We start from the raw sequence: 20,336 nt of genomic DNA on the forward strand, positions 1-20,336 counted from the left end.
TTAAGGACGGCGTCAGGAGGTAAAGCTATTCAGACATCAAAGCCCGAAGTTGTGATTGAAGATCATGCGCTGGGCTTCGGCCTCGGAAACATCCATGGGGCGAAAACGCACCCGGGCACCGGGCCCGCGCTGGGCCAGCTGAGCAGCCCCCAGGGCGCTGATACAGCCGATTTTCGGGTAGCCGCCGATGGTCTGGCGATCCCGTAGCAGCACTATGGGCTGGCCATCACTGGGAATCTGGATGGCACCAAAGGCGATGCCTTCGGAGATGATGCCGTTGCGCCTGGGTTGAATCGCATCGCCGCTGAGTCTGTAACCCATGCGGTCCATGTTCTGGCTCACCTTATAGCTGGCGGAAAAGAACTTGGTGCGCTGCACTATATCGAATTCATCGTGCTGATAACCCGGCATCACACCCAGTTCCAGCGGGCTGTCGTAGTCCGGAATGGCCCAGCCAGGCACCCGGGCGTCGATCGCCGTGCGGCTTGGTTCAAAGCGCAGGATATCCCCGACCTTGAGCTTGGCCCCATCACCAGCAACACCGCCCAAGCCTTCGCGGAAAACGGTGGCGCAACTGCCCAGGCGCGCTTCGGCCTGAAAGCCGCCGAGCACCGCCAGATAGGCGCGCAGCCCGGTTATCGGGGTCGCGAAAGCGATCTCGTCGCCTTTGCGCACCCTCCGCGTGCACCAGGGCGCCAGCGGCTCACCGTTGATACGCGCCCCCAGATCAGCGCCCGTCAGGGCGATGCAGGTATCGGCCAGGCAGCGCAGCTGCAACAGACCATAGGTAATTTCCAGCTGCGCCGTGCCCGGTGCATTGCCCAGAATATGATTAGCCCAGACAAAGGCATGTTCATCCAGCGGACCACCGGTGGTGACCCCCAGATGCTGATAGCCAAAACGGCCGTCATCCTGCAACAGACTTAGAATGCCCGGATTGATAACCTCAAAGCTCATCGAACTGCCCTCCCAGACTGAGGTATTCCTGCCTCGACACCGGTTCGAAGCGCACCCGATCCCCCACTTCCATCAGCGCCAGCGAACGGCTGTTCCAGTCGATCATCTGCGCCGGGGTACGGCCAATAAGCTGCCAGCCCCCCGGTGTGACGCTGGGATAGATGGCGGTCTGGTTGTCGGCAATGCCGAGGCTGCCCCTGGGGACTTTAAGTCGTGGCGTACTCTTGCGCGGCATGCTCAGGCGCGGGTCTGTATTGCCCAGAAAAGCAAAACCCGGGCTAAAGCCAATGGCATAAACGCGGTAGCTGACACTGCTGTGCAGGGCTATCACCTCATCCGCGGACAACCCCAGATGCTGGCAGATTTCAGCCATATCCAGTGCCACTTCCTCACCGTAATACACCGGCACTACTACCTCTCTGGCGTCCTCTAGACTAGCCTCGGCCTGTTCCAGTCGCTGTATCAGCGCCTGCAGCCTGGAAAACATACCCAGTCGGTCGACCCTGCGCAGATCAAAGCTCAACAGAATCGAGGTATATGACGGCACCAGATCGATGACGAACGGCGCCAGTTCGCCACGAATGCCATCCAGTACCTGGCGTACCCTCTGCGCCACCTCATCACAAATTTCATCACCAAGACTGATCAGCAGAGTATTTTCGTTCACGCTTTCAAGTTTCATTGGCTAAATCCCAAGAAATGCAGTCGCTGAGCCCACTGCTGCGCAAGTCCACGATCACTAATTTCATCACCAAGGCTGATCAGCAGAGTATTTTCGTTAACGCTTTCAAGTTTCATTGGCTAAATCCCAAGAAATGCAGTCGCTGAGCCCACTGCTGCACAAGTCCACAATCACCGATCTCGTCACCAAGGCCGATCAGCAAAGTGTTTTCGTTAACGCTTTCAAGTTTCATTGGCTAAATCCCAAGAAATGCAGTCGCTGAGCCCACTGCTGCACAAGTCCACAATCACCGATCTCGTCACCAAGGCCGATCAGCAAAGTGTTTTCGTTAGCGTTCTGCAGCTGCATCAGCTTTGCACCCAGCCCCGCAGCCGCTGCACCACCTGCAGCGCCAGTGGATTGTCGCCGTGAATGCACAGGGTGTCGGCCTGAATAGGCACTCGCACGCCATTGATGGAGGTGACGCTGCCATCATTGAGCATTTGCGTCACCTGCTGCTCAATCGCCTCGCAGCTGTGATGCACAGCGCCTGGCACCGAGCGGGAAACCAGCCGCCCCTGGTCGTCGTAGGCGCGATCGGAAAAGGCCTCGAACCAGAGTGTCAGCCCAAGCGTTGCGGCCTGGGTGCGAAAGCGCTCGGCATCGGGCGTGGCCATGATCACCAGCGGGCACTGGGGCGCGTAATCCAGTACCGCCTGCATGACCACCGCCATGGTGGCCGGATCTGCAATCATGCGGTTATAGAGGGCGCCGTGGGGTTTTACATAATCGATGCAAGTCCCGTTAACACGGCAGATACCATCCAGGGCAGCAATCTGGTAGACAATCAGCGCGCGCAGTTCATCCGCCGAGCACTGCAGATCGCGCCGGCCAAAACCCAGCAGGTCGGGATAGCCGGGATGGGCACCTATACTGACACCGCTGGCCAGGGCCAGTTTGACGGTTCTGTCCATGGTGAGCGGGTCCGAGGCATGGAAGCCGCAGGCAATATTGGCCATGTCGACAAAGGGCATAACCTGCTCGTCCATGCCCATCACCCAGCTGCCAAAACTTTCACCCATGTCACAATTGAGTTTCATCGACGTTCTCCAGGCAAAACGTTGCCATAGCCTGCAGCGGTGTTGCAGGACAGGGCAAGATCAGAAAATTAATCCGGAACTGATGCAGGGCCGCGCCGCCAGGCGACAGAGCCCTGTACTTTATCTCGCTAGCGCTGCGACATGGTCGTCGGCAGGTAGGTCACAATCTCGGGGAACCAGCTGATGAGCACTATGGCAAACAGGATCAGCAGGAAGAACGGCAGCGCCGCCCGGGCCACGTAGAGAATGTCCTTACCAGTGAGCGACTGAATCACAAACAGATTGAAGCCCACCGGCGGCGTGATCTGGGACATTTCCACCACCAGCACTATGTAGATACCGAACCAAAGCAAATCGATATTGGCCTGCTGCACCATGGGCAGAACTACAGCGACAGTCAGTACCACCACCGAGATGCCATCCAGAAAACAGCCCAGTACCACAAAGAGCACCGTCAGAGACATCAACAGCACCACAGGCGAGAGCGCCATATCGCCAATCCATTGCGCCAGCGCACTGGGGATGCCAAGAAAGCCCATGGCCAGCGTCAGAAAATGCGCACCAACCAGAATCAAGCCGATCATGCAGGAGCTCTTTACCGCCCCCAGCAGACTGCTTAAAAAGCTCTCGCGATCCAGGCTGCCGGTCACCAGAGCCAGAAACAGGGAACCAAAAACGCCCAGGGCAGCGGCTTCAGTCGGCGTGGTCAAACCGCCATAGATGGAGCCCAGTACGAAGCCGATAAGAGCGACAATCGGCAGCAGCTGTTTCAGCGCCTTCAGCTTGACGATAAAGGGTACGCGGTCAGCGGTACTGCTTGGCAGCTCATCCTTGTTCAGCAGCGCCCACACCATGGTGTAGCCCATAAAGAGCACCATCAGCAGCAGGCCCGGCAAGGCGCCGGCGATAAATAGCCGACCAATGGACACCTCGGCGGCCACGCCGTAAACAATCAGAATAATGGAGGGTGGTATCAGCAGCCCCAGGGTGCCGGAGCCGGCCAGGGTTCCCACTGCCATACGCTCGCTATAGCCCTGCGCCTTGAGTTCAGGCAGTGTCATGCGGCCAATGGTGGCGGCCGTGGCGGCGGAAGAACCCGATACGGCGGCAAAGATGCCACAACTGAGCACGTTCACATGCAGCAGCTTGCCCGGCAGGCCACTCAGCCAGGGCGACAGCCCCTTGAACAAATCCTCCGACAGGCGGGTGCGAAACAGCACTTCCCCCATCCAGATAAACAGCGGCAAGGCGGTCAGTGACCAGGAGGTACTGGCGCCCCAGCTGGAAGTGGCGAACAGCAGGCCAATCTGGTCGTTGCCGGACAGCATCAGCCCCAGCACCGCCACGCCTGTCAGCGCCAGCGCTACCCAGATTCCCATGGCGAGCATCACCAGCATACTGACGGCCAGTACAATCGATAGCAGCGTCATATCCATCAGACTTCCTCCAGATTGAGCTCATTTTCATGGGTCTGATAGGCCGGTACACGGCCTTTTACCACACAGACAAGGCTGTCCAGAATGGCCAGATTCAGCGCCAGTATTCCCAGCGCCAGAGGTATCTGCGGAATCCATATAGGCACCGGAATATAGCCGTAGGAAACCTCCTCGAAGACATAGGATTCCCACACCATATAGATGCAGTACCAGGTCATGTAACTAACCAGCCCCAAAGCGAACAGCAGCACCAAAAACTCCTGCAGGAAGCGCATCCGGGGCGAACAGCGCTGAATCAGCAGAGTAACCCTGATATGCCCGCCTTCGTGAAAGGTATAGGCCAGACCGAGGAAGGTAGCGCCGGCCAGAGCATAGCCGGAAAAATCTTCCGCCGAGGGCACGATAAAGCCGAGCAGCCGGCCAACTATCTGGGCCAGTATGATGAGCATGATGGCAACCAGACAAAAGCCTGCCAGATAGCCCGATGCCAGATAGAGTTTTTCTCGAAGTGAGTGCATAACAGGCGCCTCGCTGAACAGGCCCCGAAACCGAGGCCTGTGACACTGGATTTACTTGCGGTAGCTGGAGAGGATGGCGCCTACGTCTTCTGGCGACTCGGCCTTCCACTCATCGATCATGGTGTCGCCGATTATCTGCAACTCAGCCATCAGCTCGGCGGAAGGCTCCGCTACCTGAATGCCGTTCTCGGCCAGAGTCTTGGTATCTTCAGCCGCCGTGATGCGTACACGCTTCCAGCCTTCGCTTTCGGCTTTGGCAGCGGCATCCAGAATCACCTGACGGGTCTTGTCATCCAGACGTTTGAAGGCCCGCTTGTTCACGACCACCACGTTTTTGGGAATCCAGGCGCGCACATCGGTGAAGTGCTCCAGGTAATCCCAGGCCTGACCGTTCACGCCAGTCGAGGGTGACGTGATCATGGCGTCGATAATGCCAGTACTGAAGGCCTGGGGAATGTCCGGCACCTGCACTGTGGTCGGGGTGGTATTCATCAGATCCGCCAGGCGGGAGGTAGACGGGCTATAGGCACGCATCTTCAGGCCACTCAGGTCTTCCAGCCTGTTGACCGGCGCCTTGGTGTAGAGACTCTGGGCCGGCCAGGCAACGGTATACAGCAGCGTCATGCCGTCTTTATCCAGCTGTTTTTCAACTTCGGGCCGGGCCGCTGCCCAGAGTTTCTCGGCATCATCAAAAGTAGTCGCCAGAAACGGAATATTGTCATGTTTAAACACCGAATGAGTGTTACCCATGATGCCAATAAAGACTTCCCCCAGCTGAACCTGACCTGTTTTCACCGCGCGCGGTATTTCCGGATGCTTCACCAGCGAAGCACCCGAATGCACGACAATGTCCAACTCGCCGGCGGTATTGGTCTTGATCTCCTCGGCGAATTCGCGAGCGATCTGGGTCGGTAAATTGGCGTCGCCGTAAGGTGTGGGCATATGCCATTTTTCGGCTTGAACGGCTGAGGCCGCAAGGGTACCCAACAGCAGCATGGCGCTGGCTAATTTTTTCATTTTAATGCTCCAGTTTTCAGTGTTATTGAAAAGTACCGGATCTCATCCTGAGCCGGATGACCATAACCCCTGAGGCCTGGGTGGCAATACAGCTGTCATCAAGAATAGCTGCCAGCACCGAAACGCCCTGGGTGACCAGAAAAGGTGGCGCTGCATCCTGCAGGCCTCAAAGAATCGCAAGTTCTGCATTAAGCAAATCGGTGATCAGCATTTTGCCGGGCACATGGGTAATGCAGATGGGCGGTTTGGCATTGCGCACGGCCACCTGGGGCGTTACACCGCAGGCCCAGAAAACCGGCAGCTCATTAGCATAGAGCTCAACTGCATCACCAAAGTCAGGCGCAGAAAGGTCGTTGATACCGATCAGGGACGGATCGCCAAAATGCACAGGCGCACCGTGCGCCTTGGGCAAACGGGTGGTCACCTGTACCGCGCGAATCGCATCGGCGGCGATGAAGGGCCTCATGGACACCACCATGTCGCCGTGGAAACGACCACCTGGCACAGTAGGGATATTGCTGCGGTACATGGAGACGTTCACATCCATGTCGATATTGCGCACCGACAGGCCCGCCTGCTGCAGCGCATCTTCAAAGGAGAACGAACAGCCCAGCACGAAGGCGACCATGTCGCTCTGCCAGTGGGCAGCGATGTCCGATGTGGTTTCAACCAGTTCGCCGTCGCGAAAAATATTGTATTCAGGTACGTCGTGGCGAATGTCGATATCCAGCCCCAGGCCCGGCAGGGCTGGGTTACCCGCCTCGGATACAGCGATCAGCGGGCAGGAAACCGGGTTATTCTGGCAATAGGTGAGAAAATCGCCGGCCCAGTCGGCGGGCAGTATCACCACATTGCCCTGCACCAGGCCAGACGCCAGTCCGCTGGTCATGGAACTATGCTCACCGCGCCGAATCGCCTGACGCAGCGCACTGGACTCGCTGAGCAGACGCTCTTTGAAACCTGAAGAATCGCGTTGCATTACGAGCATACCGTGGACCTCTGCTGCTATTGTTGTTCTGTCTTTTTATACAGACTACCCTCGACACAAAAAAAGTCTAATTATGGATTTTTGGTGATTTTAATAAAAAAAATTTATTAATTATTTTAATCCGTAGTCTTTGGCGACCGCTACCGCCAGCTCGGCCGCCAGCTCCGCCAACGGATTGAACGGCACATCGGGATAGGACGCTGTAAAACCCAATGCACTGGGCGTCCAGATTGCCCTAACCCGGTTAAGACTTCCCTCTTCGAGTTCCTGGGCAATCATGGCATGGGGCAAGGTGGATATACCGACGGCATCCAGCGTCAGGCGGTGACAGGCAGACAATGAGCTGGATGAAAAAAACCTGACAGGCGGACCATCCAGTTCACGGAATTTTTGACTGATCTCAGCGTAGGGTTTGGTGGTTCTGGCGTAGGTAATAATCGGCCATTTGATCAGTTCTTCCAGATACAGAAGCCGTTTTGGCAAAGCCAGCTCCGGGCTGGCCACCCAGACCAGGGGAAAGGTACAGAGTTCACGATCCGCTATGGAGGGATCCGACACCGGCCCCATAAGAAACGCCAGATCCAGTGAGCGGTCCTGCAATCCGATACGCAGATTGCTGGTGACATCCACGGTCATTTCCACTTCCAGGTTGGGCATGTCGGTATGCAGGCGCCGCAAAAAGTCGGGCAGCCAGGTATGAACAATGGTTTCCGATACGCCCAGACGCAAAATACCGCCCAGCGATAGCGACAGGTTGGCCCGCTTGCGCAGTTGCTCCGACATGAAAATGATCTTTTCGGCGTAGGGCAGCAGCTCCTTGCCCTTGGCCGTGAGAGCCACGGGGCCGGGCCCCACCTCGCGCACAAACAGCTTAGCGCCGAGTTCTTCCTCCAGCGCGGCTATGCGCGACGAGATCGCAGGCTGTGTAGTGCACTGGCGTTCCGCCGCTTTCCTGAAACTGCCAAGGGTCGCGACCCAGACAAAGGTTTCCAGACGTTTGAAGTTCATCAGCGCCCCCTGCAAAATAAGTTCAGCGCCGCAAAGGGGCACTCTTTGGGGCAGACCAGCAAGCCTGGTCGACGGCAGGGATAACTAAGCTGCTCAGACAACAGACTCGGCCGTAACGTCAATCAAGGTGCCGCCGAGCAACTGAGCCAGTTCTTCAACCGGAATCGGGCGACTGAACAGGTAACCCTGCAGCTCTTCGCACTCGTGCTTGCGCAGAAACTCGGCCTGCTCCGCCGTTTCCACTCCCTCGGCAATAACGCCCAAACCCAGCCGCCGGGCCATCGAAAGAATGGTCAGCACTATGCCAGTAGCAGCATCACTGTGGCCAATTTCACGGATGAAAGACTGGTCGATCTTGAGCCTGTCCACCGGGAAGGAACGCAGGCTGCTGAGAGAGGAATAGCCGGTACCAAAATCATCAATCGCCAGCTCTATACCCAGTGCACGCAGTTCATGCATGGCCTTTACCGCATTGTCGAGATTGTTCATTACCGTGCTTTCGGTGACCTCCAACTCCATCCGATCGGGCGGTACGCCGAAGCGGCGCATGGCATCCTGTACGCTGAACACCAGATCAGAAGAAGTGAACTGCAAGGGTGACAGGTTCACCGCCATCCGCAACGGCCTTAGGCCCGCATCCTTTAGCCTTGTCAGATCGCGGCACGCGGTTTCCAGCACCCAGTTACCTATCACATTGATCAACCCTGTGTGTTCGGCTACCGGAATAAACTCCGCCGGACTTATCCAGCCGAGCTCCGGGTTTTTCCAGCGAATCAGCGCTTCAACGCCGATAATCTGGTGCGTGATCGCATCCACCTGGGGTTGGTAATAAAGCAGGAACTCGTCACGTTGCAGTGCATGCACCAACGCCTGCTCAAGCTGCGCCCGCACTTCCAGTTTTTTGCCAATATCAGCGGAGTAGAAGCACAAGCCTTCCAGCCCCTCTAGACGGGACTGGAACATGGCGGTGTAGGCATTGCGCAGTAGCGCCGAACCATCCCGGCCATCAGTGGGCCAGACACTGCCTCCCATATGGGGCACAAGCATGATTTCGCTGTTTTCATGCATCAAAGGCTGCTTGAGTGCCTCGAGCAGCGTCGCTGCAGTATCGTTTATATGTTCGAAATTCAGTTGATTGTTCAGCAGAACGGCAAAATCGTCACCGTTCAGATGGGCGAGAAAGGCTCCCTCCGGAGCCACAGTACGCAGGCGTTCGGCCAGCATCCGCAATAGCTGATCTCCCACCGTTCGGTTCAGCAGCACCGAGGCCGATTCATGCCAGCTCACTTTCAGCACCAGCAAAACAGCCAGGGTTCCGTCTGGGCCTTTATCGCCCAACTTGCACAACTGCCCTTCCAGTACGCCCTGATTGGGAAAGCCGGTAATAATATGATGCCGCGTCTGATGCTCCAGACGCCGCATCAAAAGCCGGGTACGACTTTCTTCAATGCCATAGAGCCAGACACTCCAGAGCGCCCACCCCAGGGGCAGCAGCACCAATGCCGCCGCCGGAGCAAACCAGATTCGTTCTAGTGCCAGCAACGCCGCACTGCTCCCCAGTGTCAGCGCAACTGCCGCCAGCATGGCAAAAAAGCCCAGTCGTAGCGGTAACAACAGCACCATGAGAGTTCCACTTGCAACTAGCGCCACACTCAGCAAAAACTGCAGTTCTGCCGAGGCATGACGCAAAGGTACATTTTGCAGCAAGCCATTCAGCACATGAGCTATTACCTCGACACCTGGGGTACGCTCATGCAGACGTGAAACCGGCGTGGAAATAACATCACCCAACCCTGTTGCCACAACACCGACCAGCACAAACTTGTCCCGGATCGCATTGGCGGCAACACGCCCAGCCAAGACGTCGGCATAAGACAGCCGCTTGGGAGGATCATTGATTGCGGCATAGGGAATCAGCCCGCGCCCCGCCCTTATCCAGCCCAATCCCTGAGTCTTTGCAGCCACACTGATCCCGAATTGGCCGCGTTCAGCTCCGGCTACGTTCATCATGGCCAGACCCAGGCCTGGCCAGCGCGGATCATCCAGCCCCGCGTAGAGAAAAAACTGCCGGCTCTGACCGTCAACATCCAGCTCAGCATCAACATGTCCCAAAGCCGCCGCCGAAATCGCCAGATCGGGCATCGGCAGTAACTCGGATATAGGCCCGCCTGGGCTTGGTTGTGCCGGAGCCACGGCCAGCACCGTACGGCCGTTGCGTTCGAGCGCAGTAGCCAAGAGGCCATCCGATCTGTCGTCTTGGGATTCAGTGAAGAGAATATCGAAGCCGATGGCCTGCGGGCCATGCTCAGTCAGTCGGTCGACCAACTGGGCATGGCGCGCCCGCGACCAGGGCCAGCGCCCAAGTTCGGCGATACTGGCATCATCTACCGTTACTATTACCAGCTGGTCACTCATTGCGGGTGACTGTACCGGTAGAATCAAATCATACAAAAACAGGTTAAGGCGTTCGAAGCGTTGCGGCGGGGCGAACAAAAAACCCGCCAGTACCAACATCACAAGTAGCAGGCCACCGACGACACCAGATCGATAATGGCCTCTCAGACGCATGAAATCACAGTGCCAAAACTCCCAGGACGCCCACCATTATGACCCACCAGATACCATGATCAGGAATAGGCGCTATTTTCTGCGTGGCGCCCCAAGGGCCCTGATAGCCATCACTTTCAATGGAGCGCACCCGCAGATAGCGACTCTTACCCTGCATCGGCTCAATGGCAATCTGCGGTTCGCTTAGCTGCTCATCACGCAGCAACTGGGTAAAGGCCTTGTCCGATGCCAGCTGTGCCTGAAAGGTCTGGTCTTCGGCCCCCTGCCAGGACGCAAGCAGCATGCCGTCATCATCCGCCGCCACCGCCGCATCAATTGCCGCAGGCATGGGCTTCACTTCATAGGAACGCACGGCACCCAGCGGTCCCTCTTCGCCATCAGCTGCACGGCTGCGCAGACGCCAGTAATAGGTACCCAACTCCGCCATCGCTGTGCCGTCATAACGATCGGAATCAAGTTCGGATTCATCCAGAATAAGCTCGGAGAAATTCTCGTCTCTGGCCACCTGTACACGGTAACTGGTGGCATCTTCACTTTGGGTCCAAAGCATATCCGGGCCTGCACCGCGCAGTACCTGCGCATCACGAGGCTTAAGTTGCAAAGGTGGCTGCGGGCGGGCATTGATCAGGATCTGCTGGTCAGCGTTCAGGCCTTCAAGCCCCAGGTCATCAATCGCACGCACACGAATGTGATAGCTGCCATCGGGTACGTCCGGCAGGGCGGAATAGCGATACTGACCGCGTTGCTGCCAGAGGATGGTATCAAAATCAGCATTATCCGAGACTTCAACTCTATAGCCGCTGGCTTTGTCCATCTCGGCCCAGGCCAGACGCCAGTTCAGCTGTTCGATTACAGCGGGGACGGGTTCGAGTACGGGAGCTGGCAGCAGGAGGCGCGGCTTCAGCGGCGCCTTGCCGGTTTCGACCTGAGTACCATAACCACTTTTTACCAGTGCCTGCTTGCGACCACCACTGACAGCAACCTTGCCATGCAAGACTTCAATGTTCGAACCACCATTGGCCGCCACCGATGCGCGGTATTCGGTTCCCCGCACGGCACTGATGGCCGAAGGCGTTTGTATTTCGAAGCGGGAACCAGGCCCTACCGCCGGCGTGACTCGGGTAATCATACGACCCTCTATCAGGTTCATACGTGTATCTACCATGCCCGTTTCACCATGGGCACTGAGATTATCGAACTGCACCTGACTGCTGGCCTGCAGGCTCAGAATGGAATCATCGGCAAAACGAATGGCCACGCTGCTTTCGGCAGCAGTGATGACCTTGTCACCGAGCTGCAACATGGCACCTTGCTGTAGCGGCTCTGGCACCGTGGCACCTGCCCGAATCATCTGAGCAGAACCCGTAACGCTGGATACCTGCGCAGGCACCGCATTACTGCGAATCCACTTCAGCGGAATACGTACACGAGTGCCGGGACGAAGATTTTCAGGGTCCTGGATACCATTAAGTTTGCGCACCTGCTCAAAGCGCGTAACGCGATCAAGGTGCTTTTCACTGAGATTCCAGAGGCTGTCACCTTCAACTACGGTATAAACCCAGTCTTGGGCCCATAGCTGTACAGGAAGCAACTGTAATACCAGAACAAGAAAAAACGAACGTAGGGATGCAGACGACAGTAGGTTGTTCAAGGGTGACTCCATAGAAGATCTTGCGTTTACTCCATGAGCCTGAGCAACACCGTATATTGCCCCCAGCTAACGCAAAATGTAGGCCAAGCATGATCATAAATCAAAAGCTTAGACAAAACAGGCAATAACCAGCCCGCTGAACACTGTCGCTATTTTAATACTATTTAGCAGCCATTTACCTTAGAAAAACACTAAAAATACAGCAACAGAAAAACAAAAACCCCGCAATCGCGGGGTATCGTCGTTACACAATAGGCAGCAGTTCCGCAACACCGAAAACCAGCCCGCCGCTATATTCAGACGTCAGCTGCCTGCCTCCTTGATAGGACTGCGCACAACGACCTGTATCACCAACGTCTGCTGCCTGCTGCTTACATATTCGGGTAGGTCGGGCCGCCACCGCCCTCCGGGACCACCCAGGTAATGTTCTGGGACGGGTCTTTAATATCGCAGGTTTTGCAATGGACGCAGTTCTGGGCGTTGATCTGAAAGCGCGGGCCGCTCGCCTCTTCCACCACTTCATAGACCCCCGCCGGGCAGAAGCGCTGCGCAGGCTCCGCCCAGGTGGGCAGGTTGGTGCCAATGGGGATACTGGCATCTTTCAGTTGCAGATGACTGGGCTGATCTTCCTCGTGGTTGGTGTTCGACAGAAACACCGAAGTCAGCTTGTCGAAACTTAGCTTGCCATCGGGCTTGGGGTAGTCGATTTTCGGGCTCTGAGCGGCAGGCGTCAGCTGGGCATAGTCAGCCCGGGTATCGTGCAGGGTGACGGGCAGCTTGCCGCCACAGAGGTTCTGGTCGATAAAGTTGAAAGCCCCCCCCATCAGGGTGCCAAACTTGTGCAGTGCCGGGCCAAAATTGCGGCTGCGATAGAGTTCGTCGTACAGCCAGGAGGCCTTGAAAGCATCGGTATAGGCGCTGATATCCTGGCCGACGCTGTCGTTTTCACCCAGGGCTTTGAACACGCTTTCGGCTGCGACCAGACCGGATTTCATTGCCGTGTGGGTGCCCTTGATCTTGGAGAAGTTCAGGGTGCCGGCATCACAGCCCAGCAGCAGGGCGCCGGGCATGGTCATTTTGGGCAGGGAGTTAAAGCCACCCTTGGTGATGGCGCGGGCACCGTAGGACACGCGCTTGCCGCCTTCCAGGTACTGGGCAAACAGCGGATGGTGCTTCATGCGCTGGAATTCATCGAACGGGCTCAGCCAGGGGTTGCTGTAGTTCAGGTCGACGATCAGCCCCACCACCACCTGGTGGTTATCGGCGTGGTAGAGGAAAAAACCACCACTGGTGCCTTCCTGCCCCTTGCCCGTCAGCGGCCAGCCGGAGCCGTGCAACACCAGGCCCGGCTGATGTTTGGCGGGATCTATGTCCCACAGTTCCTTGATTCCCAGACCGTAGTGCTGCGGATCGGCGTCTTTGTCCAGCGCAAACTTTTCGATCAGCTGCTTGCCCAGGTGGCCGCGGCAGCCTTCGGTGAACAGGGTGACCTTGGCGTGCAGCTCCATGCCGGGTGTATAGCTGTCCTTGGGCTGGCCATCGTGGCCGATGCCCATGTCGCCGGTGGCGATACCCTTAACGCTGCCGTCTGCGTGATAGAGCACTTCGCTGGCAGCAAAACCCGGGAAGACCTCTACGCCCAGGGCTTCGGCCTGCTCCGCCAGCCAGCGGCACAGATTGCCAAGGCTGGCGACATAGTTGCCATGGTTGTGCATGGTCTTGGGCACCAGCGCATTGGGGATCCGCCGCGCAGACGTCGCATCGCCCAGCAGGTAAATCTGATCTTCGGTAACAGCGGTGGTCAGGGGCGCACCGCGCTCTTTCCAGTCGGGAAAGAGTTCTACCAGGGCACGGGGTTCGATCACCGCGCCTGAGAGTATATGGGCGCCGACTTCGGAGCCTTTTTCCACCACACAGACCGTTAGCTCGCGTTCGGCATCCTGCGCCTGCTGCATCAGGCGAATGGCGGCGGACAGACCCGCAGGCCCGGCGCCTACAATCACCACATCGAATTCCATCGACTCGCGTTCAGCAGCGTTCACGGCTTCGCTCATGGGGACTTACCTCTTGTTAGCGTGTGTAGTGGAATCAAGAAAATGGGTGGGTAATAGATGTTTGTGAGTAAACAAATAGATAAATGGCTGCGCCTTACAAAAAACAGGGGCCGGCACGTGAGGGCCCGCCCCTGAAGGCACAACGTTGAACAGATACTTGAATATTAAAGCTTCGCTTCCAGCTCCGGCACGGCGTCGAAGAGGTCCGCAACCAAGCCATAATCCGCAACCTGGAAAATAGGCGCCTCTTCATCCTTGTTGATCGCCACTATCACCTTGGAATCCTTCATGCCCGCCAGATGCTGGATGGCACCGGAAATGCCCACGGCGATATAGAGTTCAGGCGCCACGATCTTGCCGGTCTGGCCGACCTGCATGTCGTTGGGTACGAAGCCCGCATCCACCGCCGCACGGGACGCGCCCACGGCCGCACCGAGCTTGTCGGCGACCTTTTCCAGCAGGGCGAAGTTCTCGCCGTTGCCCATGCCGCGACCACCGGAGATGATCACCCGCGCCGCCGTCAGCTCGGGGCGATCCGATTTGGCCACCTCTTCACCGACAAAGCGCGACAGTGCCGCGTCATGCACCGCCGTCACGGCTTCAATGCTGGCAGAACCACCCTCGGCGGCGACCGGATCAAAGGCCGTGCCGCGCACGGTGATGACCTTGATGGCATCCAGTGACTTTACCGTGGCTATAGCATTGCCGGCATAGATCGGGCGCTTGAAGGTATCGGCCGACTCGACCGAGACGATATCGGACAACTGACCCACATCCAGCAGGGCCGCCACACGGGGCAGCAGGTTCTTGCCGGTGGTGGTGGCTGGCGCCAGCACATAGTCAAAGCCAGCGGTTTTGGCCAGCTCTGCCACCAGCGGCGCGACATTCTCGGCCAACTGATGCCCGTAGGCAGCGTTATCAGCCAGCAAGACCTTGCTGACACCGGCAACCTGCGCAGCCTGATCGGCCACGGCCTGACAACCTTCGCCCACCACCAGCAGAGCCACATCGCCACCGATGGCGACAGCCGCGGCAACGGTATTGAGCGTGGCCGGTTTCAGGATGCTGTTATCGTGTTCCGCAATAATCAGGGTCGCCATCAGATCACCTTCGCTTCGTTTTTCAGTTTTTCCACCAGCTCGGCCACCGAGCTCACCTTGATGCCACCCTTGCGTTCGGCCGGCGGCTCAACACCCAGCAGCTCGGTATGAGCGCGCAGCTCCACACCCAGATCCGCCGGGGTTTTCACCTCCATGGGCTTCTTCTTGGCTTTCATAATGTTGGGCAAAGACGCATAACGCGGCTCGTTCAGGCGCAGATCGGTGGTGACAATGGCGGGCAGCTTCAGACCCAGGGTCTGCAGGCCGCCGTCGACTTCACGGGTCACCAGGGCTTCATCACCCTCGATCTTCACTTCAGAGGCGAAGGTGCCCTGGGACAGGCCGGTGAGTGCCGCCAGCATCGGACCGGTCTGGTTGTTGTCAGAATCGATCGCCTGCTTGCCGAGAATAACCAGACCCGGCTGCTCGTCGGCCACGATTTTGGCCAGCAGCTTGGCGACAGACAAAGATTCAGGGCTGTTTTCGGTTTCGATATGGATACCACGATCGGCACCGAGCGCAAGCGCTGTACGAATCTGTTCCTGCACAGCTTTCGGGCCAATGGAGACGACAATCACCTCGGTCGCCACACCGGCTTCTTTCAGCCGCACCGCCTCTTCCACTGCGATCTCGCAGAAGGGGTTCAGTGCCATCTTGACGTTGGCCAGATCCACGTCGCTGCGATCCGCCTTGACGCGCACCTTGACGTTGTAGTCGAGGACACGCTTGACCGTTACCAGTACTTTCATGCTGTTCTGCCTTTTCGCATTACTGTCCAGGCCCACACCCGCAGGAGCGGACCGCATCGATAACATGAACTTGCGCCCACCTGGCCATAAGGATAGAACCAAACAGGACACATGCTCGCCCAAAGGGCACGCCAGCCACAAAAAAATACGCTTCAAGCGCCGCTGGCCGGTAATTCAGTGTCATGCAGTGTCGCCTGAAGCCGCGTATCGGACAATAACAAATGGAGCCTATTAATTGACATATGAGGCCACGCATACAGAAAGCGGCGGCCAATCAAGCGATAAAAGGGAGAATTACAGGTAAAAAACTGACAAAAGGCAGGCAAAAAAAAACCGGAGCACAGGGCTCCGGTCTCGGGTTCAGCTAGCGCTGCTAGCGCAGCATCGGCCGGTTACAGGTTATCGAGACCCTGCTCCACCATGGCCACGGCGCGGAAAATTGCCCGCCCCTTGTTCATGGTTTCATCCCACTCACTCTGGGGTACCGAATCGGCCACGATGCCGGCGCCAGCCTGAATGTGCAGCACTTTATCCTTGATCACCGCGGTGCGAATCGCAATCGCCGTATCCATATTGCCATTCCAGGACAGGTAACCCACAGCACCGCCGTAAACGCCACGTTTCACCGGCTCAAGCTCGTCGATGATCTCCATGGCCCGTACCTTGGGTGCGCCGCTCAGGGTGCCCGCCGGGTGCGCAGCACGCAGCACATCCATGGCAGTCACGTCATCGCGCAAACGACCATTCACATTGGAGACAATATGCATGACGTGGGAATAGCGTTCTACCACCATTTTCTCGGTCAGCTGCACCTCGCCGACTCGAGCTACGCGTCCCACATCGTTGCGCCCCAGATCGATCAGCATCAGATGCTCGGCCAGTTCTTTGGGGTCCGACAGCAGATCCTGCTCCAGCGCCTGATCCTCGGCCTCGGTCGCACCGCGGGGCCGCGTTCCGGCGATGGGCCTGACAGTCGCGATACCATCTTCAACCCGGGCGAGAATTTCCGGCGATGACCCCACCACATGGAAATCATCCAGGTTCAGCATATACATGTAGGGTGACGGATTCAGGCAGCGCAGTGCGCGATACAGATCCAGCGGCCGGCTCTCGAAGGGAATCGACATGCGCTGGGAGATCACCGTCTGCATCATGTCACCCGACAGGATGTATTCCTTGATACGTGCCACTGCCGCCTTGAAGGCATCTTCACCAAAGCTGGATTTGAACGCCGCCTCATCAACATGACGCGCAGGCGCAGCCTCGGGTTGCCGCGGCGTGGCGGTGCGCAACCTGGCCACCAGCTCATCAAGCCTGGCTTCGGCCTGCGCCAGCGCATTCGGCAGCGCAGGATCGGTATGGCAGATCAGAATCAGCTTGCCGCTGAGGTTATCGAACACCACCAGCTCATCGGACACCATCAGCAAAATATCAGGCGTGCCTATCACATCCGGCGGTGCCGTCGCCGCCAGGCGCTTTTCGATATAACGCACGGTGTCGTAGCCAAAATAGCCTACCAGGCCACCATTGAAGCGCGGCAGGTGCGGCAGATCCGGTACCCGGTAGCGGGCCTGGAACTGTTCGACAAAATCCAGCGGGTCTTCCACTTCCATCTGTTCGACGATGGCACCGTCTGTGCTGATGGTGACTTCATGGCCGCAAACCTTCAGCAGAGTGCGACACGGCAGGCCAATAATGGAGTAACGCCCCCACTTCTCGCCGCCCTCAACAGATTCAAACAGGTAGCTGTAGGGCGCGTCGGCCAGTTTCATGTAGGTAGAAAGCGGGGTGTCCAGGTCGGCCAGTACGGTGCGCATCACCGGAATGCGGTTGTAATTCTGCGCGGCCAGATCGGAAAACTGCTCAGGCGTCATTATTGCTGCCTCAAAAAGTGGGTATGAAGGTGTGTCAGGCGGGAATTACAGACGCCATCGCCAGCGAGACTCCAGCTGTAACACGCAGAGTCGAAAGCCCATTTGATGAAGCACAAGGAATAGATTCACGGCTGAAAGTTGTCAGTCAAATCAGAATGTTGGAGCTATACGATATAGCAAGCCCGCGGGCCTGCGCAACCGCCATCACAGCGACTCACAGCAGCACATCAAGGCGCGCGACTATCAGGTCAGGCGCGCTGGCTTCGATAGGTTCACCGTGATTGTAGCCATAGGGCACGCCAACCACCCTGCAACTCGCCGCTCGCCCCGCCAGAACATCGTTGCTCGAGTCGCCCACCATCAAGGTGGTGGCAGGCGTAGCGCCGCACTGTTCGATGGCACTGAGCAGCATGGCGGGATCAGGCTTGCAGGTGGGCAGGCTGTCGCCACCAATCACCACATCAAAGTAGCCATCGATCCCGAGCCCCTGCAGCATGTCGCCGGTAAAACGCATCGGCTTGTTGGTCACAATGCCCATACGAATACCCCGCGCCTGGAGCCCGTTTAGGCATTCGAGCACACCGGGATAGAGCACACTCAGTGCCGACGTCGACTCGCCGTAGAACTGCAGAAAAAGCTCGTAGGCCTGCTCGAAACGTCCTTCTGGCAAGGTTGAATCGGATATATCCAGCTGCCCGAACAAGGCGCGGCGCACCAGCGTCGGTGCGCCATTGCCGACCCAGTCCCGCACCCGCGCAACACCGGCAGGCTCAAGTTCGAGCTCTGCCAGCATGCGATCAATGGCAAGGGCCAGATCGGGCACGCTGTCCACCAGGGTGCCATCCAGGTCGAACAGCACCAGCGCAGGATCCTGGCCTGCGAACAGGCTGCGCATCAGGAAACCTTCGCCAGCTCGGCACGCATGGCATCGATGGTGGCGCGGTAATCATCGGTATTGAAAATAGCGGAGCCGGCGACAAAGGTATCGGCACCGGCGGCCGCGATCTCGGCGATATTGCCAATGCCCACGCCACCATCCACTTCGAGACGGATATCCAGACCACTGGCGTCAATGCGCTGGCGCACCAGGCGCAGCTTGCCCAGCGTCGAGGGAATGAATTTCTGACCACCAAAACCCGGGTTAACAGACATCAGCAGAATCATGTCCAGCCGATCCATCACGTGATCAAGATAATGCAGCGGTGTCGCGGGATTGAACACCAGGCCCGCCTGACAGCCGCCATCTCGAATCATCTGCAGGGAGCGGTCAATATGCTCCGAAGCTTCGGGGTGAAAGGTGATAAAGCTGGCACCGGCATCGATAAACTCACCGATCATGCGATCGACCGGTTTCACCATCAGATGCACATCGATAGGTGCCGTGATGCCGTGTTTGCGCAGCGCCTTGCACACCATGGGACCAATGGTCAGATTCGGCACATAGTGATTGTCCATGACATCAAAATGCACAATATCGGCACCCGCCGCGAGTACATTTTCAACCTCTTCGCCCAAACGGGCAAAGTCGGCGGACAGAATGGACGGGGCTAGTTTGTAATCGGCCATGGTCAGACTCTTTGTGAAGGAAATTTCGAATCGGCGCTATTGTAACCAAGCGAGGCCTTGCCTGCGACCGGGCAGTTCTGAATAATCCGGGCATGAAGCCAATACTCTGCGCCCTCACCCTGAGTTTCCTGCTGCCCACCACCCTGGTTCAGGCCGCTGCATCCGCTGCCGACACCAGCCTTGAAAGCAGTTCTCCCGTCGCGCTGCGTGAACGGGTCGAGCCGGCCCCACAGCAACAGGGCATGATCGACCTGGCCCGCGCCCTGGCCCAGGCGCCCGAAACCGAGGTCAACTGGCTTGAAACCAACAACGACCGCAGCCTGACGCTTTATCAGCCTGCCAGCGAGGCCGAGCCCACCGGCGCCGTGATTCTGCTGCCCGATGAGCACAGCCACCCGGACTGGCCGCAGGACCTGCATCCGCTACGTACAGGCCTGGCGCACCACGGCTGGGATACGCTGTCGGTTGCGTTGCCGCACAACACCGCCACGGACGTACCAGCACGCAGCTTTACATCCGACATCAATGCAGACCCCGACAACACCGACCAGGCTAATCCGCAGAACGCGACCGACGCCACAACCCAGGACACCGAAATCACGCCCATGGCGCTGTACGCCGAGCGCGTTATCAAAATTTGTGAAGCCGCCATCCGGCACCTTGAATCCCGCCAGCGCGACTACCTGATCTTTCTGGGCACCGGCACAGGAGCGACCTGGGCGGCACTCTGCACCAGGGAGTTTCAGCAAAACCACCTGCTCGGCCTGACGCTGCTGAATGCGCGTCAGCCTGCAACAGCCGGCGCACCACAGCTGAAACAGCTGCTAACGGAGCTGAGCGTGCCGGTACTGGATATTTATCAGATGGGTTATATGGCGAACGAGGCTGCCCGCCTGCGCGCTAACAGCGCCCGCCGGGCGCTACTGGAAAGTTACCACCAGGGCACACTGCCAGAAATACTGCCCGCCGATGACGGCGCCCTGCTGGTGCGCGAAGTGCGCGGGCGCATCAAACGCTACCTGATGCCAGTGCCTATGATTAAGCAGGACGCGGAGCCCGCCGAGCAGCGCCCGGGGAGTTAAATCCCCG

Annotated in this window: 17 protein-coding genes; 1 reads left to right on the top strand and 16 read right to left on the bottom strand. The window is 57.9% G+C overall.

Annotation, left to right across the window (positions count from 1 at the left end; genetic code table 11):
- Positions 1–36 precede the first annotated feature (36 nt).
- The 16 genes from MPRO_RS24195 to rpe form a co-directional block, all read right to left on the bottom strand.
- Complete coding sequence (locus MPRO_RS24195; RefSeq protein ID WP_067298884.1) at positions 37–957, bottom strand: 5-oxoprolinase subunit C family protein; 921 nt, start codon at positions 955–957, stop codon at positions 37–39.
- Entirely contained in the window at positions 947–1,639 is a 693-nt protein-coding gene (pxpB, locus tag MPRO_RS24200) for a 5-oxoprolinase subunit PxpB (protein ID WP_067298886.1), read from the bottom strand. Before pxpB ends, MPRO_RS24195 begins: the two co-directional genes overlap by 11 nt.
- A gap of 347 nt (positions 1,640–1,986) precedes the next feature.
- Complete coding sequence (locus MPRO_RS24205) at positions 1,987–2,718, bottom strand: 5-oxoprolinase subunit PxpA (RefSeq protein WP_067298889.1); 732 nt, start codon at positions 2,716–2,718, stop codon at positions 1,987–1,989.
- A 128-nt stretch (positions 2,719–2,846) separates the two neighbouring features.
- Complete coding sequence (locus MPRO_RS24210) at positions 2,847–4,154, bottom strand: TRAP transporter large permease (protein ID WP_082709098.1); 1,308 nt, start codon at positions 4,152–4,154, stop codon at positions 2,847–2,849.
- Positions 4,154–4,672 (bottom strand): TRAP transporter small permease, encoded by a 519-nt coding sequence (locus MPRO_RS24215; protein WP_067298893.1) that lies wholly within the window; start codon positions 4,670–4,672, stop codon positions 4,154–4,156. Before MPRO_RS24215 ends, MPRO_RS24210 begins: the two co-directional genes overlap by 1 nt.
- 51 nt (positions 4,673–4,723) lie before the next feature.
- Positions 4,724–5,689: a TRAP transporter substrate-binding protein gene (locus tag MPRO_RS24220; protein WP_082709099.1), complete on the bottom strand. Its 966-nt coding sequence runs from the start codon at positions 5,687–5,689 to the stop codon at positions 4,724–4,726.
- 166 nt (positions 5,690–5,855) lie between these two features.
- The gene (locus MPRO_RS24225; RefSeq protein WP_082709105.1) at positions 5,856–6,668 is read right to left on the bottom strand and encodes a putative hydro-lyase; all 813 of its coding nucleotides are present in this window, start codon (positions 6,666–6,668) and stop codon (positions 5,856–5,858) included.
- 120 nt (positions 6,669–6,788) lie between these two features.
- On the bottom strand, positions 6,789–7,685 hold the full coding sequence (locus tag MPRO_RS24230) for a LysR family transcriptional regulator (protein WP_067298901.1): 897 nt from the start codon (positions 7,683–7,685) through the stop codon (positions 6,789–6,791).
- 93 nt (positions 7,686–7,778) lie between these two features.
- Positions 7,779–10,253, bottom strand: a complete 2,475-nt coding sequence (locus MPRO_RS24235) for a putative bifunctional diguanylate cyclase/phosphodiesterase (protein WP_082709100.1) — start codon at positions 10,251–10,253, stop codon at positions 7,779–7,781.
- Between the two features lie 4 nt (positions 10,254–10,257).
- Positions 10,258–11,904: a FecR domain-containing protein gene (locus MPRO_RS24240; protein WP_158651928.1), complete on the bottom strand. Its 1,647-nt coding sequence runs from the start codon at positions 11,902–11,904 to the stop codon at positions 10,258–10,260.
- Between the two features lie 371 nt (positions 11,905–12,275).
- On the bottom strand, positions 12,276–13,958 hold the full coding sequence (locus MPRO_RS24245; RefSeq protein WP_067298908.1) for an electron transfer flavoprotein-ubiquinone oxidoreductase: 1,683 nt from the start codon (positions 13,956–13,958) through the stop codon (positions 12,276–12,278).
- A 164-nt stretch (positions 13,959–14,122) separates the two neighbouring features.
- Complete coding sequence (locus MPRO_RS24250) at positions 14,123–15,058, bottom strand: electron transfer flavoprotein subunit alpha/FixB family protein (RefSeq protein WP_067298910.1); 936 nt, start codon at positions 15,056–15,058, stop codon at positions 14,123–14,125.
- A complete protein-coding gene (locus MPRO_RS24255) occupies positions 15,058–15,807 on the bottom strand; it encodes an electron transfer flavoprotein subunit beta/FixA family protein (protein ID WP_067298912.1) in 750 nt (249 codons plus the stop codon). Before MPRO_RS24255 ends, MPRO_RS24250 begins: the two co-directional genes overlap by 1 nt.
- A gap of 392 nt (positions 15,808–16,199) precedes the next feature.
- Positions 16,200–17,681: an anthranilate synthase component I gene (gene trpE, locus MPRO_RS24260; protein ID WP_067298914.1), complete on the bottom strand. Its 1,482-nt coding sequence runs from the start codon at positions 17,679–17,681 to the stop codon at positions 16,200–16,202.
- A 214-nt stretch (positions 17,682–17,895) separates the two neighbouring features.
- Complete coding sequence (locus tag MPRO_RS24265) at positions 17,896–18,576, bottom strand: phosphoglycolate phosphatase (RefSeq protein ID WP_067298916.1); 681 nt, start codon at positions 18,574–18,576, stop codon at positions 17,896–17,898.
- Positions 18,576–19,247, bottom strand: coding sequence for a ribulose-phosphate 3-epimerase (gene rpe / locus MPRO_RS24270; protein ID WP_067298918.1), 672 nt, complete (start codon positions 19,245–19,247; stop codon positions 18,576–18,578). The genes MPRO_RS24265 and rpe overlap by 1 nt, the downstream gene beginning before the upstream one ends.
- 92 nt (positions 19,248–19,339) lie before the next feature.
- Between rpe and MPRO_RS24275 the strand changes: the two genes are divergently transcribed.
- The gene (locus MPRO_RS24275; RefSeq protein ID WP_067298920.1) at positions 19,340–20,329 is read left to right on the top strand and encodes a DUF3530 family protein; all 990 of its coding nucleotides are present in this window, start codon (positions 19,340–19,342) and stop codon (positions 20,327–20,329) included.
- The last annotated feature ends 7 nt before the right edge of the window (positions 20,330–20,336 follow it).

Origin of the sequence: Marinobacterium profundum (assembly GCF_001528745.1) — a bacterium.
Lineage (GTDB): Bacteria > Pseudomonadota > Gammaproteobacteria > Pseudomonadales > Balneatricaceae > Marinobacterium_A > Marinobacterium_A profundum.

Bases quoted from the DNA above. Each gene is read 5' to 3' on its own strand.
- rpe (WP_067298918.1), bottom strand. From the start codon at position 19,247: ATGGCCGATTACAAACTAGCCCCGTCCATTCTGTCCGCCGACTTTGCC.
- MPRO_RS24205 (WP_067298889.1), bottom strand. From the start codon at position 2,718: ATGAAACTCAATTGTGACATGGGTGAAAGTTTTGGCAGCTGGGTGATG.
- MPRO_RS24250 (WP_067298910.1), bottom strand. From the start codon at position 15,058: ATGGCGACCCTGATTATTGCGGAACACGATAACAGCATCCTGAAACCG.
- MPRO_RS24195 (WP_067298884.1), bottom strand. From the start codon at position 957: ATGAGCTTTGAGGTTATCAATCCGGGCATTCTAAGTCTGTTGCAGGAT.
- MPRO_RS24210 (WP_082709098.1), bottom strand. From the start codon at position 4,154: ATGGATATGACGCTGCTATCGATTGTACTGGCCGTCAGTATGCTGGTG.
- MPRO_RS24275 (WP_067298920.1), top strand. From the start codon at position 19,340: ATGAAGCCAATACTCTGCGCCCTCACCCTGAGTTTCCTGCTGCCCACC.
- MPRO_RS24265 (WP_067298916.1), bottom strand. From the start codon at position 18,576: ATGCGCAGCCTGTTCGCAGGCCAGGATCCTGCGCTGGTGCTGTTCGAC.
- MPRO_RS24225 (WP_082709105.1), bottom strand. From the start codon at position 6,668: ATGCAACGCGATTCTTCAGGTTTCAAAGAGCGTCTGCTCAGCGAGTCC.
- MPRO_RS24245 (WP_067298908.1), bottom strand. From the start codon at position 13,958: ATGAGCGAAGCCGTGAACGCTGCTGAACGCGAGTCGATGGAATTCGAT.
- MPRO_RS24215 (WP_067298893.1), bottom strand. From the start codon at position 4,672: ATGCACTCACTTCGAGAAAAACTCTATCTGGCATCGGGCTATCTGGCA.
- MPRO_RS24220 (WP_082709099.1), bottom strand. From the start codon at position 5,689: ATGAAAAAATTAGCCAGCGCCATGCTGCTGTTGGGTACCCTTGCGGCC.
- trpE (WP_067298914.1), bottom strand. From the start codon at position 17,681: ATGACGCCTGAGCAGTTTTCCGATCTGGCCGCGCAGAATTACAACCGC.
- pxpB (WP_067298886.1), bottom strand. From the start codon at position 1,639: ATGAAACTTGAAAGCGTGAACGAAAATACTCTGCTGATCAGTCTTGGT.
- MPRO_RS24255 (WP_067298912.1), bottom strand. From the start codon at position 15,807: ATGAAAGTACTGGTAACGGTCAAGCGTGTCCTCGACTACAACGTCAAG.
- MPRO_RS24235 (WP_082709100.1), bottom strand. From the start codon at position 10,253: ATGCGTCTGAGAGGCCATTATCGATCTGGTGTCGTCGGTGGCCTGCTA.
- MPRO_RS24230 (WP_067298901.1), bottom strand. From the start codon at position 7,685: ATGAACTTCAAACGTCTGGAAACCTTTGTCTGGGTCGCGACCCTTGGC.